Source organism: Aeromonas sp. 5HA1, assembly GCF_029237245.1.
GTDB classification, from domain to species: domain Bacteria; phylum Pseudomonadota; class Gammaproteobacteria; order Enterobacterales; family Aeromonadaceae; genus Aeromonas; species Aeromonas salmonicida.
This window is the reverse complement of record NZ_JAACFW010000001.1, coordinates 369,045-383,393: the sequence shown is the minus strand read 5'-3', so window position 1 is coordinate 383,393 and position 14,349 is coordinate 369,045. Positions and strand designations below refer to the sequence as shown.

Here is a 14,349-nt window from a genome sequence, read left to right as displayed (position 1 = left end):
TGGCGCGCAGCGACGAAGGGGAGATGAGCCGGGTGAACAGGGGGGATCCGCATCATAAGAAAAGGGCTGCCGAAGCAGCCCTTGCACAGGGAGGATTGCGAGCCAAACCGTCATGGGTTAATGGGAGTTGCGTTTCCTGCCCACCGGTTTTATCCCCACCAGCACGGCCCCCAGCAGGATGAAGATCACTCCCACCGCCTTGCCCGGCTCCAGCGGTTCGGCAAAGCTCGGTATGGTGACCGCCAGCAGGTAGACCAGCGCATAGCTGGTGCTGAGCAGGGGGTAGGCGATATTGAGCGGGGTGAAGTGCAGCGCCGCCAGCCAGCAGAGCAGCGACAGGGCATAGCAGCCCACTCCGGCTGTGATGACCAGCAGCGGCACCGGGTGAGCCAGCATGATATCGAGGCTGGCCTGCCAGGTAGGCAGCTGCATGACTCCCCACTTCATGGCGAGCTGGGCCAGAGTCACCAGCAGTATGCTGCCGAGCACATAGAGATAGCCCTTGATCGCGGGCCTCCCCGTCACCACCGGTTCTTTGCCAACCCCGGTATTGTCACCTTTCATAGCAAGCCTCCCAGCAAGAGGGCGCCAATGATGATGGCGCCGGCCCCCAGCCAGTTGTGGTAGCTGATCTGCTCGTGAAAAAACAGCCGTGAGCCAATCAGCACCAGCACCAGATTGATGCTGAGCATGGGGTAGGCCATGCCGAGCGGCAGCCGTTGCAGCAGGTAGATCCAGAGCAGCATGCCGCTGCCGAGGGCCGCCACGCTGGCGATGAGCCAGGGTGAAAACAGCTTCTGCCAGTGGCTGCATGGCTGGCGCTGCCAGCTGATGACCGCCTGTTTTTGCAGCATCTGGCCGCTGCAGGTCAGCAGGCACACCAGCAGAAGCAGCAGCATGTCCATCAGCGGGCCCCGTGGTAGACAAGCAGGGTCAGCCGGTGGCTCACTATCGTCTCGTCGGCCGGCGGCAGAGATCCCGTGCCGCCGTCTCTATCCGTCTTCAGCAACAGGGCCACCTGGCCGTTTTTACGCGCCTCGGCCAGCCAGGCCGGGAAGTCGGCCCGGGTCACGTAGCGCTCCTTGGCATCCGGGTAACTCAAGCCGTAATGCACTTCCCCCTTGCTGTCGAATAGCGTTATTTCGCTGCGCCGGGTGCCCCAGGCGAGGGAAGAGGCCAGCCCCACATCGTTGGCCAGCAGGGCGCTGGAGTCCATCAGTACTGTCTGGTTGGCCTCGATGAAGCGCTCCGGCAGCTTGGAATCGATCAAGGATTGCGGCAATGCCCAGGGCAGACCCACCGCCAGCACCATGGGGCAGAGCGCGCTCAGGGTCCAGCGGCGGCTGACATCCTTCAACTGGATGAAACCGAGCAGGGCCCAGCCGGCGAAGATGACCATGGCCACCGCCAGGGCGCCATTATCTTCGGTTCCATAGACGGCGTGGCTGGGGGAGAAGGCCAGCACGGCGAGGATACCCATGCACAGCAGGCCGAACAGGCCGTTCAACCAGGCGTTGAGCCTGAATGGCTGTGCTTTCCCCTCCTTGAGTTTGTCCATGGCGCTGGCGGCCAGCAGTATGGCCAGGGGAGCGAAGCAGGGCAGGATATAGGTGAGCAGCTTGCCCTTGGCAATGCTGAAGAACAGCAATGGCAGTACCACCCAGGCCAGCAGATAGAGGGTCTCCGGACTTATCTTGCGATCCTGCCAGCCCTTGCGCAGTGCGCCGGGCAGCAGGCCCAGCCAGGGCAGGGTGCCGAGCAGCCCCATGGGCAGGTAGTACCAGAACGGCGCCTTGTGCTGGGCGTTATCCGCCGCGAAGCGCTGTATGTGTTCGACCCAGAAGAAGTAGTGCCAGTAATCGGGCTCCCGCAGGTGTACGGCGATGGCCCAGGGGGCGGCCAGCAGGGCGGCACTCACCATTGCCAATGGGCCGAAGCGCAGCAGTTCGAGCAGGCGGCGCTGATGAATGACGTAGGGCACTATGACGATGACAGGCACCGCCAGGGCGATGAAGCCCTTGGTGAGAAAGCCCATGCCGCAGGCCAGGCCAAACAGCAGGTAGCCGGCGACCCGGGTTCGCAGCGGACTCTCCTGCCGGATGAGATAGAAGCTGACCATGGCCGCGTTGAGCCAGAGGGTGACCATGGCATCGAGCACGCTGTAGGTGCCTATGCCATAGACGATCAACAGTGACAGGTAGATGAGCCCGGCAAGGAAGGCCTTGCGCCGGCACTGCCAAAGCTGCAGCGCAAACCAGACGATCAGCAGGGCGCTCAGGCCTGTGGCGGCGGCCGAGGCGAAGCGCACGGCGAAGTTGGTGTCACCAAACAGCTGCTGGCTGATGCTGTTGAACCAGTAACCGGCGATGGGCTTCTCGAAATAGCGCAAGCCCAGGAAGTGGGGCACGACCCAATCCCCCGTGCTCACCATCTCACGGCTTATCTCGGCGTAACGGTTCTCGTCGGGGCTCCAAAGCGGCCGCTGGTCGAGGGGCAGCAGGTAAAACAAGAGAAAGAACAGGGGCAGGGCCCACTTGGTCAACTTCATGACATCCTCTGTAGCATTGTGTGGTGAGCGCAATGGCGCATCATGACGTCCGCGATGTGAGTAAGGGTCTAGACATCGGCCTTGCAGCCAAGCCATCCCTCTCGCCCCGGCAGGGTGCCGCGCACCAGCCGTCCGGCATCCAATTGAGCGGGATCAGGGGGTAACAGACTCCCCAGGGGGACAAAGCGGATGCCGCGAGCGCGAGCCTCGGCCAGCAGCGCATCGAACTGATCCGCCATGACGATGCCTTCCACCTCGGCGTGAATGGTGTAGACGTGAGGCGCCACCTGCGGCGGCGTGCAGAGCCTGTCCAGCATGAAGGCGTTGAACTGCGCCGTTGTCACCTTTGTGCCGACCACCTCGTCGAAGGTGGGCAGGTTGACCGGGATCTGCGGCGTACCCGGTCGGCCATCTTGCAGCAGGGGTCGAAACAGGCCGCTGCCACGGCAATCGCTGTTGTAGCGAAAGCCGAACGCCTCCTTGGCCTGGGTGGTGAGCGGATCTGCCCGCCAGCCGGCGGCGGCGGAGCAATCCACCTCCCGCCCCAGGATCTGGTTGAGGGCATCCACCCCCAGCCTTGTCTGGTGAATAAGCATCGCTTCATCCCAGCGGCCCGTATTGGCCTGCCAGCCGTGGTGATCCCAGGCGTGCAAGCCCACCTCGTGGCGGGCGCTGTCGGTATCGCGCATCAGGGAGCCCAGCTGCTTGCCGATTGATTTTCCGGGCCAGGCGGTGCCGGCCAGCAGAATATCCAGCCCATAGAGGGATGCCGCGTTGGATCGCAGCATCTTGAGCAGGAAGCGGGGTTTGAGCAGGCGCCACAGGTGGCGCCCCATGTTGTCGGGGCCCACGGAGAAGAAGAAGCTGGCCTTGATCTGATGCCGGTCGAGGGTTTGCAGCAAGCGGGGAACCCCGTCACGGGTCCCCCTGAAGGTATCAACGTCGATCCGCAGACCCACATCAATCATGCTCGACTCCCGTGCTGACCGCCCCTTGCAGGAAGAAGTCCAGGGTCTTGCCGATGGTCTCTTCCATTTCGATGGTCGGTTCCCAGTCGAGCAGGCGACGGGCATTCTTGATGCTGGGACGGCGGTGGGAGACATCCTGATAGCCGTCACCGTAGAAGGACTTGCTCTCCACTCGCTTGAAACCGGCAAACGGCGGGAAGTGGTGGCGCAGCGGGTGGGCCTCGAACTTGCCGAGCAGCACTTCGGCCATCTGGAGGATGCTGGCTTCATTGTCCGGGCTGCCGATGTTGATGATCTGGCCATCACAGCGGTTGCCCTTGTTCTCTATTATGCGGAACAGGGCCTCGATGCCGTCCTCTATGTCGGTGAAGCAGCGCTTCTGGGCGCCGCCATCCACCAGCTGGATCGGGGTGCCGTCCACCAGATTCAGGATCAGCTGGGTGATGGCGCGGGAGCTGCCGATGCGGGCTGAGTCCAGGCTATCCAGCCGCGGTCCCATCCAGTTGAAGGGGCGGAACAGTGTGAAATTGAGCCCCTCTTTCTTGCCATAGGCCCAGATCACCCGATCCAGCAGCTGCTTGGAGACGGAGTAGATCCAGCGCTGCTTGTGGATGGGGCCGACGATGAGGCGGGACTCGTCTTCATCGAAGCTGTGATCGTCGCACATCCCGTACACCTCGGAGGTGGAGGGGAATATGATGCGCTTGTTGTACTTCACGCAGTAGCGGACGATCTTGAGGTTCTCTTCAAAATCGAGCTCGAACACGCGCAGCGGGTTGCGGGTGTACTCGATGGGAGTGGCGATGGCCACCAGCGGCAGGATCACGTCGCACTTCTTGATGTGATACTCGATCCACTCGGTGTGGATACTGATGTCCCCTTCCACGAAATGGAAATGGGGGTGGTCGATGAAGCGTCCGAGCGCGCTGGCGCTGATATCCAGCCCATAGACCTCGTAACGGCCATCCTTGAGCAGACGCTCGGTCAGGTGGTTGCCGATGAAGCCGTTGACCCCGAGGATCAGCACCCGGGTCAATCGCTCCTTGCGCAGGGCACTGCTGGCTTTGGCGCCGAGCCGCATGCCTGCCACCAGACCCAGTTCACGGGCGAGCTGGGCACCGCGCACATAGAGTCCCCCTTCCGCCTGACCGGCCAGGATCTCCAGCACCCCTTCACCGCAGGCAATGCGCAGCGGATCCTGGCTGAGGATGGTGCCGGGCAGCATGTCGCTATCCTGGGCTATGTGGGTTGCCTTCCACACCGTCAGCTTGCGATCACCGGCGAAGCTGAAGGCGCCCGGATAGGGCTGGGTGACGGCGCGCACCAGGTTGTAGAGATCCCTGGCGGATTTATCCCAGTGCAGCTCGCCGTCGGCCGGGGTGCGGCGACCATAGTAGCTGGCTCTGGACTCATCCTGCGGGGTGAGGCTGATGTCGCCCGTCCGCAACTTGGGCAGTTCGGCGTCCAGCAAGGCTTTGGCGGCGAGGCGCACCTTGCCATGCAGGGTCAGCGCAGTGTCGGCCTCCTTGATGGCGACGGCCTGCTGGGCGACGATGGAGCCGGCATCCGGGCGCATCGTCATCTGGTGCAGTGTGATACCGGTTTGCTGTTCACCATTGACCAGACACCAGTTGATGGGGGCACGGCCGCGATAGGCAGGCAACAGGGAGCCATGGAGGTTGAAGGCGCCGGCGGAGGGGATATCCAGGATCTCCTGCTTGAGCATGTGGCGGTAATAAAAAGAGAAGAGAGCCTGGGGTGCCAACCCCTTGATGTGCTCGACCCAGAGCGGATGGTTGACATCTTCGGGGGAGTAGACCGGCAGACCGTGTTCGGCACAGAGCTGGGCCACGGAGCCGAAGAAGCGGTTCTCGCCCGGGTCGTCGGCATGGGTGAAGACGGCCTGGATCTCGTAACCTGCCTCGAGCAGGGCCTCGATACCGGTGCAGCCGATATCATGATAAGCAAAGACGACAGCTTTCATTGTTCAGTTTCCTGTTGCGAAGGGGTGGCGGTGCGCACTATCTGATGGATGAAGTAACGGGGGCGGGCGCGCACATCTGTGTACATGCGGCCTATGTATTCCCCCAGCAGCCCCATGCCCAGCAGTTGCACGCCGACGAAGGTGAAGAGAATGGCAAAGAGGGTGAAGACGCCATCGGCGGCCCAGTCGGCACCCATGACGAGGCGCATCAGGACCAGCAGTATGGAGAAGGTGAAGCCGAGCCCCGCCACCAGGCTGCCGACGATGCTGAGCAGGCGCAGCGGTGTGGTGGTCATGCAGGTGACCAGGTCATACATCAGGTTGATGAGGTGCATCAGGCCGTATTTGGATTCGCCATGAGCCCGCTCGGCATGGCCGACTTCCAGCTCTATGGTGCGCCGGGCGAAGCTGTTGGCCAGGATGGGGATGAAGGTACTGCGTTCCTGGCAGCAGAGCATGGCGTCTATGATGTGGCGGCGGTAGGCCCGCAGCATGCAGCCGTAGTCGCTCATGTGGACGCCGGTCGCCTTTTGCACCGACTTGTTGATGAGTCGGGAGGCCGTCTTGCGAAACCAGGAATCCTGGCGGTTGCGGCGCACTGTGCCCACCACGTCATAGCCCTGCATGGCGGCCTCCACCAGACGGGGGATCTCCTCCGGCGGGTTCTGCAGATCCGCATCCAGGGTGATCACCAGATCTCCCTTGGCGGTTTCGAAGCCGGCCATGATGGCGGCATGCTGGCCATAGTTGCGATTGAGCAACACGCCGACCAGCTTGCCGTCATTGTTGGCGGCGGCTTCGCTGATGATCTCGGTGGAGCCGTCGTGGCTGCCGTCGTCGATCAGGATCACCTCGTAATCCTGAGGCAGGAGCTCACAGGCGGCGGTGACCCGGCTCAGCAGCACGGGCAGACTGGCCTCCTCGTTGTAAACGGGGATGATCACCGAAACCAGCTTGATATCTGTGTTGTTCACGTGTCGTTACTCCAATATGTCGGTGAGTGCCGCGACCACACGGTCAACGTCGGCCAGCGTCATGTCCGGGAAGAGTGGCAGTGTGCACAGGCGCGATGAGTTCCACTCGGTATGAGGCAGGCTGAGGGCGGGGTAGCGCTCGCGGTAATATTTCTGGGTATGGGCGGCGCGAAAGTGCAGGCCGGTGCCGATGCCGCGCTCTTGCAGCGCCTGCATCAGTTGATCCCTGTCGAGACCGCAGCGCTCGGGGTCGACCCGCACCATGAAGAGGTGCCAGGCGTGCAGATGGGGATAGGTTGGGATGGCGAGTGGCGCCAGCGGCAGCCCTGCCAGTTTTTCCTGATAACGGGCGACCAGCCCGGCGCGTCTGGCATTGAGCTCGGGCAGGCGTGCCAGCTGGACCAGGGCGATGGCGGCGTTGATGTCGGTCAGGTTGTACTTGAAGCCCGGCGTTATTACCTCCGCCTGCGGTTTGCGGCCCTGCGTCATGCGATCGAAGGCATCCACCCCGAGACCATGAAACTTGAGCATGCGTACCTTGTCCGCCAGCGCCTTGTCATCGGTCACCAGCATGCCCCCTTCGGCGCAGGTCAGGTTCTTGATGGCATGGAAGGAGAAGATGGCGGTGCCGGTGGCACCAATCCAGCGATCCCGATAGCGGGTGCCAATGGCATGGGCGGCGTCTTCGATGACGGGGATGTCGTATTGTCTGGCCAGCTTGAGAATAGGGTCCAGATCGACGGGGGCGCCGGCGTAGTGAACCGGAATGATGGCCTTGGTGTTGACTGTGATGAGCGGCGCGATAAGCTCTGCGCTGGTCATCAGTGTGTCTCTGTCCACGTCGACAAAAACAGGTTCGGCGCCGAGCAGTGTGATGAGGTTGATGGTGGACACCCAGGTCTGTGACGGGGTAATCACCTCATCCCCCGGGCCTATGCCCAGCGCCATCAGTGTGACGTGCATGCCAGCGGTGGCAGAGTTGAGGGCGACGGCATGCTGGCAGCCGTATGTGTCACAGAATTGCTGTTCCAGTTCGTGACCCTTCGGGCCCGTGGTGATCCATCCCGATTTCAGCACCTCACAGACAGCGCTTATTTCGGCGTCGCCGATGGCTGGCTTCGAAAATGGCAGAAAGTCTTGCATAAGAGATCCAACAATGAATATTAATCAGTGCCCATCAGAACAGGCGGCCTTAAACATTAATTTCAACATAGCGTATATAAAATTGGCCCCGCAATGGCTCAGCAACAGCTGGTAACAATTCACTGTCAAAATCCATATAAAAGCGGGATGGCAAGGGGGCAGAAACAGCTGGTAACAATTAAACGCTGCGACCATTTATAGGGGTGTGGTAAATATTTAAAATCCGAAAAATGCTCACTTTTCAACACTGCATCATCTCTGACATTCTGGTTGTATCAATATGAACATTACTGTATTTGGAAGTGGTTACGTGGGGCTGGTGTTGGCCACTGTACTGGCCGATATTGGTCATCAGGTTATCTGTGTCGATGTCGATGAACAGAAGGTGGCTGACTTGATGGCTGGTCAGGTTCCCATCTATGAACCCGGATTGGAGGCGCTTCTCCAGCGCAATATCAAGAGTGGTGCCCTGGTATGTACCACGGATGCAATCCTGGCCGTCAAGCACGGTGAGGTGCAGTTCTTGGCGGTGGGCACCCCGCCGGGAGAAGATGGCTCTGCCGATCTTTGCCACGTGCTGGAGGTGGCTGACACCATAGCTCGTCATCGTGATGAGCCCGTCATCATAGTCAACAAGTCGACCGTGCCGGTGGGCACAGCCGACAAGGTGACAGCCAGGGTGAAGCTGGTTCAGCAGCAACTGGACAAGTCGTTTGCCTTCGATGTGGTTTCCAACCCCGAATTTCTGAAGGAGGGCTCCGCCATCCAGGACTGTCTGCGGCCGGATCGCATCGTGGTCGGCACTCGCAACGAGGTGTCCCGCCAGCTGATGCGCGAGCTTTACGAGCCGTTCAATCGCAACCATGACCGCATCCTGTTCATGGATGTGCGCAGTGCCGAGCTGACCAAGTACGCCGCCAACTGCATGCTGGCCACCAAGATAAGTTTCATCAACGAGATGGCTGGCCTGGCCGAGCGGGTCGGGGCCGACATCGAGATGGTGCGTCAGGGGATAGGGTCGGATCAGCGCATCGGTTATCAGTTCATCTACCCTGGCTGTGGCTATGGCGGCTCCTGTTTCCCCAAGGATGTCAAAGCCTTGCTGGCAACAGCCCAGGAACTGCAATATGACACGCCGCTGATCCGGGCGGTGGAGCGCATCAACGAGCAGCAAAAATCGCGACTCTACGAGATACTGTCAGACTTCTTCAGCGCCCAGGGGGAATCCCTGGCAGGCAAGACGATCGCTCTGTGGGGGTTGGCATTCAAACCCAATACCGATGACATGCGAGAGGCCCCGAGTCGTGCCCTGATGGAGGCCCTCTGGCGTGCTGGCGCCACAGTGCAGGCCTATGATCCGGAAGCCATGCAGGAGACCCAGCAGCTCTATGGCTATTGTGACAACCTGAGGCTGATGGGGACCAAGGAGGCCGCCGTGTTTGGGGCCGATGCCTTGGTAATCTGCACCGAGTGGAACCATTTCAAAGCCCCCAATTTTTCCACCATCAAGCAGGCATTGAAGCAACCGCTGATCGTGGATGGCCGCAACCTGTTTGATCCGGGTCGCATGCGGGATCATGGCTTTCATTACTATGGTATTGGGCGGGGCGAGTCGGTAAATAGATAATGGAGGCGGGCGTTGAATGAAAATTTATCGCTCATCTCACCCATGTCTTTTTACCAACCAGCAGGGCCGGTTTTGACATGACAAATAAACAGAGATGCACCTTGAGTTGACCCTGGCTGAATAGCGTTATGAGCGTGAAATTCTATAAGGTTATGGCATGGTCATATCTTGTAAATAGGGTGATATGAACGCTTTTTTATACTCATGTAATTGCCATGGATTATCCCCTGGCCGGAAAATATGAGGGCAGGTTTATCCCGGGATGACAGGCATCTTATTTATCTGTTTTTCATCCGTGAGAATTTATTTATTCGGAAGGTGTGGTTCGCTTAATTACATGGTTGTAAAGGTACTCATACTTGCCCCAAATGGCCTGTCGATGATTCGGCGGGCCATTTTTATGTCCGGTATAAAGGCCTGACCCCGGGCGGGAACTGTCAGGTTTGTCGCGCCATCATGCCAGTTGCGCTGGCAAGGCCCAGATTGGGATGGCAATCACCTGGCTATTCCGGTATATCGTCCATCGGTGCGCTGCTGAAGGTTGCTTTTGACACTATGTTGATGCTCTCGTGCAGTTCGCTGTAGACGATCACGGCCAGACCTTGCTTCAGCTGCTGTCTGACCTCGTCGACCTTGTCAGCCAGGCTGACGTCATGCTCACCGTACTCGGTGCCTTCCCGCAGGACGAAGTGTTCGAGCAGGTTGCTGAGGGTATCGGAGTCCAAGTCTTGCCAGGGGATAATCATGGGGTCATCTTCAGTTACGAACGTGTGGATATTGTCTATTGGTTGTCAGCGAGCGCAAGGAGTTTATCGGGCTGCAAGCGGGTGTGATCATGCTGACTGATGAGCAACGTCGCCTCTCCACTCGCTTTGATCACCATCTGTGCGAATCGCGCCGCCATGCCCTGAGCAAGGGGCTGTTCTGGTTCTGGGCCGTCAACCAGCTGGCACTCCTGTTCCTGCTTGCCCGTTTCTATGTCTATCAGGATGCCCATCTGGTGGTTGCCCGCATACTGCCCTGGCATTATGAGATGCAGCTTGCCCTGATGACCCTGGCCTGCCTGCTGTTTCCCTTGTGCTGGCGCTGGTTGTCGAGGCAGCCGCTGGCGCTCTGGCGGCCCTGCTTGTGCGCCGGGGCGCTGTTGTGGGGCCTTGCCTGGGCACTGTTTGGCTATGCCATCGCCCTGGTTGAGCTGAGGGGGGGCTTCAGTCTGGCGTTCGACCTTATCAGCTTGCTGCTGATGACGGCGCTGATCGCCCTCTATTGCGAGGCGCGGCTGTTTTACTGTTTCAGCGTTCCACCCTTGCTCTTTCTGTTGCTGGAAGCCCTGTTTGTCAGGGTGCCGTTTCCCATTGTGCACGGACTGGCGGTGGGCTGCCTCGTCATACTGTTGGAGACAGGGCGGCGCATGCTGAACGGCTGGTTCGTGCTGGCGGTCTCTCGGGAACACGAGAATCTGGCGCTGGCCCGTCAGCTCGATGGCATGGCCAAACAGGATCCCTTGACCGGCTTGGCCAATCGGCGCCATTTTACCAGAGTCAGCGAGCAGATCCTGGCCGAGGTGCGCCAGCAGCATGGTGACTTTGCCATCCTGCTGCTGGATGTGGATTTCTTCAAACGCTTCAATGACCACTACGGTCACCTGCAAGGGGATACCTGCCTGATTGCGGTGGCGGATTGCCTGCGTGAGGCGGTGCGACAGCCAGCCGATGTGGTGGCTCGCTATGGTGGGGAGGAGTTCGTGATCCTGCTGCCCGGCGCCGATACCCTGCTCGCCGCAGACATTGCCAGGCGGATCGCCGCCGCCCTGGCTGCCCGCGCCATTCCCCATGCGCAGTCAGAGGTATCCCCCAATGTGACTGTGAGTCAGGGCATTGCCTTGTGGCGTGAAGATGAGTCGGTTGCCGACATGCTGGCACGGGCTGACGAGGCGCTATATCGGGTCAAGGAAACGGGCCGCAACGGCTACCTGATAGCCTCCTGAGTCTGCTCCTGCAACCATTGGCTGATGCGCTCCTCCAGCCAGAAGCGGGGCCGCCAGGGCGTGCCGTGCAGGAAGCCCACATGGCCTCCCCGCCGACTCAACTCGTAACGCACCATGGGTGAGAGTTGCTCCGGCCGCGGGATCACGGCATCCGTCATGAAGGGATCGTCGGCGGCGTGGATCACCAGGGTAGGAATGGGGATGCGTGCCAGTAGCCCCAGACCCGAGCAGCTCTGGTAATAGTGGTCCGCACTGGCAAAGCCGTGCAGGGGAGCCGTGACCTGCTCGTCGAAGTCGCGCAGGGTAGCAATCGCTTGTACTTGCTGCGGCTGCCAGCGTTTGCCCGCCTCGGCCTGGCGACGGATCTTGCTTTGCAGGTTATGGCGCATGGTGCGCAGCAGATAGTTTTGGTACACCCGCGAGAATCCCTGATTGACCCGATCGGCGCAGCTGTCGAGCTGTAGCGGTGCCGAGATCACCACGGCTGCCTTCAATTCCTTCGGGCAGGCCCGCGCCAGCAGATTGACCAGCATGTTGCCCCCCAGTGAATAGCCGATGGCGATCATCGGCTTGCCGGGAAAACGCCGCCCCAGCTCGGCGATCAGCACCTGTGCATCCTCGATGGCACCGGAGTGATAGGCCTGCAGCAGGCGGTTGGGCTCGCCGCTGCAGCCGCGAAAATGCATCAGTACCGCCTCGTCTCCCTGGCGCTGCAGATGGGCAAACACCCCCTTGGCATAGTGGGAGTGGATGCTCCCCTCCAGGCCATGAAACAGCACTATCAGTGGCCGCTCCCCCTGGCTGATGTCACCGCTCCAGGCGAGATCGACGAAGTCCCCGTCTGCCAGTTCAAAACGTTCAGGCACGAAACGGGCGGGGGCTCGTCGCAACCACTTTGGCAATATGGTTTGCAGATGGGGATTGCGCGCCCACCATGGGGCATGGAAGTGACTCTCTATGAGCATGATGGGGTCCGAAGCAGGTATCAGGGCAATGAAAAGCACGGCGAGAAGGGACGCTTCTCGCCGATTTTGGTCAGGCCAGCAGGCTGTCGTGGTGCTCGGCACCGCGCAACATGGCCTGGACCATTTCGTTGGCCTCAAACTTGGTCAGCGCTTCGTGGGCACCTACCTGATGGGCACGCTCCACGCTGATCTCGCTGGAGAGCGAGGTGTGCAGGATGATGTAGGCACCCGCCAGCGTCGCATCGCTTTGCACCTCAAAGGCCAGTTCATAGCCGTCGAGTCCCGGCATCTCTATGTCGCTCACCAGTATGTCGATGGGGGTCTTCTGGCTGGCGCGAGCCTGCATCAGTGAAAGTGCATCCTTGCCGTTGGTGCAGACTTCGTAGGGAATATTTATGTAGTCGAGGGCGGCCATCAGCTGGCGGCGGGCGACGGAGGAGTCATCCACCAGCAGGATCCGCATCGGCTTGATCCGCTCCCGCTGCACATCGGTCAGCACAGGATAGAGGTGGCTGGGGTCGTCTGGGTAGACCCGTGACAGTATCAGTTCCACATCCAGCAACTGGATCAGCTGGTCGTTGACCCGGGTCACCCCGGTCACGAACACGTTATGGCCGAGAGCCGCGGGAGGGGACTCGATATCGCGCCAGTTGCACTCGGTGATCTTGTCGATGCCGCGCACCAGAAAGCCCACTAGGGTGCGGCGACAGTCGGTGATGATGATGAAGCAGCTCGGCATCTCCTCCTTGCTGATAGGGCGATAACCCACCGCCATGGCCATGTCGATTACCGGGATTGTGGTGCCCCGCATGCTGGCGGCGCCGAGCACGGTCGGGTGCGAGTGCGGCATGGCCGTGAGCTGGGTGTAAGGCACTATCTCCTTTACCTTGAGGGTGCCGATGGCAAAGGATTGTTTGGCCGAGAGATGAAACAGCAACATGCCCTGGGATTGGTTGGCCTTGCTTTTCATGGCAGATGTCCTGTGAGTCAAAACGGTATCAGTCAATTCAGGCCCCTAGCATAAAGGATTATAGGCGAAATGGCCCTCCCGTTATTAGCGACCGCGCGCCGTAAAACTGGACTCATTTCACCCATTTATTCACCTTGCTGACCCTATGGCGTGTCTGTGCGGGTCATGGCAATCAGGGGAGATCAGGCGGGTACTTGCTGGTCCAGGCTGGCGCCAAGCCAGTGCTGACACGCTTGGGCGAGAGCTTCTTCGTCCCGGTAGCCGAGCTTGGCTATCACCTGTTCCCGTTTGCTGCCGCTTTTGAGCAGGCGCACAGCTTGCAGCAGCTGCCACTGGGCGCTCAGGGCATCGGCCGCTAGGCCCGGATCTGTCATGCCTCGCTGGGAGAGGCACGCCTGCCAGGCGGCGTCACTGCCCGTTTGCTGGCCTGCCAGTGCCCGCCAGGCGCCTTGCAGCATCTGGTCACCATGTTGCGCGAGCGGGCAGGCCTGAAGCTCGTCGAGCATCACCTGCAGACGATAACCATAGGCCCCTTGCCAGTCGCGTGGGCGTTGCCACTGGGCCAGGCTGTCGAACAGGGCATCAAGTAGCGGTGTCGGGTGCAACCAGCCTGCCTGTGCAGGTTGGGCAACCCGCGGGGAACAAGTCAGCAAATCATAATGGCAGCCTGCCAGCGGGCTGAAGGCAGCGAGGGCATCGGCGCAGAGCCAGAAACTGTTGCCCGCTGTCAGCAGCAATTCATGCTGGCCGAGTCGCAGCAGCGCCCCGCCCCGGGTTATTCGCAGCAACTGGCCCAACGGCACGCGTTTGCGGCCGCCAACCTGCAGGTGAGGGGAGGAAAAATGCTGACATTCGATGGCGTGATGCATGTAAAAACCCTGATATGATGCTGCCTGGAGGTAACAAAAATGGAAACCAGACGTAAAAAACGCTTCATTGCCGGCGCTGTGTGCCCAGCATGCGGCAAAATGGACACCATGATGCTGTATATGGAGCATGGAGTCGAGAAGGTGACCTGCGTCGACTGCGGGGATACCCAGGTGCAGACGCAGGCCGAGGTGGACAAGCTAACCCGTGAGACCGAACAGGTCATAGGGGTGTTTCGTCCCGAGTGAGGTTATCAGCAGTACCAGAAAAGGGGCGTAAGTCAGGCTCATCCCGTTTCGCAGTGATGACTTTTTCA

General features: G+C 60.3%; 14 protein-coding genes. 3 read left to right on the top strand and 11 right to left on the bottom strand.

The window, feature by feature from the left end; genetic code table 11:
- Positions 1 to 117: 117 nt before the first annotated feature.
- From arnF to arnB, 7 genes are all read right to left on the bottom strand, one after another.
- Positions 118 to 564 carry a 4-amino-4-deoxy-L-arabinose-phosphoundecaprenol flippase subunit ArnF gene (gene arnF, locus GWQ27_RS01700; protein WP_275906531.1) on the bottom strand — a complete coding sequence of 149 codons (447 nt, stop codon included), beginning with the start codon at positions 562 to 564 and terminating at the stop codon, positions 118 to 120.
- Positions 561 to 905: an EamA family transporter gene (locus tag GWQ27_RS01695; RefSeq protein WP_111589470.1), complete on the bottom strand. Its 345-nt coding sequence runs from the start codon at positions 903 to 905 to the stop codon at positions 561 to 563. The genes arnF and GWQ27_RS01695 overlap by 4 nt, the downstream gene beginning before the upstream one ends.
- Positions 905 to 2,548: a lipid IV(A) 4-amino-4-deoxy-L-arabinosyltransferase gene (arnT, locus tag GWQ27_RS01690; protein ID WP_275906530.1), complete on the bottom strand. Its 1,644-nt coding sequence runs from the start codon at positions 2,546 to 2,548 to the stop codon at positions 905 to 907. The genes GWQ27_RS01695 and arnT overlap by 1 nt, the downstream gene beginning before the upstream one ends.
- Positions 2,549 to 2,616: 68 nt before the next feature.
- Positions 2,617 to 3,516 carry a 4-deoxy-4-formamido-L-arabinose-phosphoundecaprenol deformylase gene (gene arnD / locus GWQ27_RS01685; protein WP_275906529.1) on the bottom strand — a complete coding sequence of 300 codons (900 nt, stop codon included), beginning with the start codon at positions 3,514 to 3,516 and terminating at the stop codon, positions 2,617 to 2,619.
- The gene (arnA, locus tag GWQ27_RS01680) at positions 3,509 to 5,500 is read right to left on the bottom strand and encodes a bifunctional UDP-4-amino-4-deoxy-L-arabinose formyltransferase/UDP-glucuronic acid oxidase ArnA (protein ID WP_275906528.1); all 1,992 of its coding nucleotides are present in this window, start codon (positions 5,498 to 5,500) and stop codon (positions 3,509 to 3,511) included. Before arnA ends, arnD begins: the two co-directional genes overlap by 8 nt.
- Positions 5,497 to 6,474: an undecaprenyl-phosphate 4-deoxy-4-formamido-L-arabinose transferase gene (arnC, locus tag GWQ27_RS01675; RefSeq protein ID WP_271772289.1), complete on the bottom strand. Its 978-nt coding sequence runs from the start codon at positions 6,472 to 6,474 to the stop codon at positions 5,497 to 5,499. Before arnC ends, arnA begins: the two co-directional genes overlap by 4 nt.
- Positions 6,475 to 6,480: 6 nt before the next feature.
- The gene (arnB, locus tag GWQ27_RS01670; RefSeq protein ID WP_275906527.1) at positions 6,481 to 7,617 is read right to left on the bottom strand and encodes a UDP-4-amino-4-deoxy-L-arabinose aminotransferase; all 1,137 of its coding nucleotides are present in this window, start codon (positions 7,615 to 7,617) and stop codon (positions 6,481 to 6,483) included.
- Positions 7,618 to 7,897: 280 nt separating this feature from the next.
- Between arnB and GWQ27_RS01665 the strand changes: the two genes are divergently transcribed.
- On the top strand, positions 7,898 to 9,244 hold the full coding sequence (locus GWQ27_RS01665; protein WP_275906526.1) for a UDP-glucose/GDP-mannose dehydrogenase family protein: 1,347 nt from the start codon (positions 7,898 to 7,900) through the stop codon (positions 9,242 to 9,244).
- A 503-nt stretch (positions 9,245 to 9,747) separates the two neighbouring features.
- Here GWQ27_RS01665 and GWQ27_RS01660 read toward each other — a convergent pair.
- Positions 9,748 to 9,990 carry a YheU family protein gene (locus tag GWQ27_RS01660; protein ID WP_275906525.1) on the bottom strand — a complete coding sequence of 81 codons (243 nt, stop codon included), beginning with the start codon at positions 9,988 to 9,990 and terminating at the stop codon, positions 9,748 to 9,750.
- 89 nt (positions 9,991 to 10,079) lie between these two features.
- On the opposite strand from GWQ27_RS01660, the gene GWQ27_RS01655 reads away from it, so the two are divergent.
- Positions 10,080 to 11,231: a membrane-associated sensor domain-containing protein gene (locus tag GWQ27_RS01655; RefSeq protein ID WP_345893529.1), complete on the top strand. Its 1,152-nt coding sequence runs from the start codon at positions 10,080 to 10,082 to the stop codon at positions 11,229 to 11,231.
- On the opposite strand, the gene GWQ27_RS01650 is transcribed toward GWQ27_RS01655, so the two are convergent.
- The 3 genes from GWQ27_RS01650 to GWQ27_RS01640 form a co-directional block, all read right to left on the bottom strand.
- The gene (locus GWQ27_RS01650; protein ID WP_275906523.1) at positions 11,213 to 12,196 is read right to left on the bottom strand and encodes a hydrolase; all 984 of its coding nucleotides are present in this window, start codon (positions 12,194 to 12,196) and stop codon (positions 11,213 to 11,215) included. The genes GWQ27_RS01655 and GWQ27_RS01650 overlap by 19 nt on opposite strands.
- Positions 12,197 to 12,266: 70 nt before the next feature.
- Complete coding sequence (locus tag GWQ27_RS01645) at positions 12,267 to 13,166, bottom strand: chemotaxis protein (RefSeq protein WP_111589477.1); 900 nt, start codon at positions 13,164 to 13,166, stop codon at positions 12,267 to 12,269.
- 182 nt (positions 13,167 to 13,348) lie between these two features.
- Positions 13,349 to 14,035, bottom strand: a complete 687-nt coding sequence (locus GWQ27_RS01640; protein WP_275906522.1) for a hypothetical protein — start codon at positions 14,033 to 14,035, stop codon at positions 13,349 to 13,351.
- Positions 14,036 to 14,074: 39 nt separating this feature from the next.
- Here GWQ27_RS01640 and GWQ27_RS01635 point away from each other — a divergent pair, with 39 nt between their 5' ends.
- The gene (locus tag GWQ27_RS01635) at positions 14,075 to 14,281 is read left to right on the top strand and encodes a YheV family putative zinc ribbon protein (RefSeq protein ID WP_034523471.1); all 207 of its coding nucleotides are present in this window, start codon (positions 14,075 to 14,077) and stop codon (positions 14,279 to 14,281) included.
- The last annotated feature ends 68 nt before the right edge of the window (positions 14,282 to 14,349 follow it).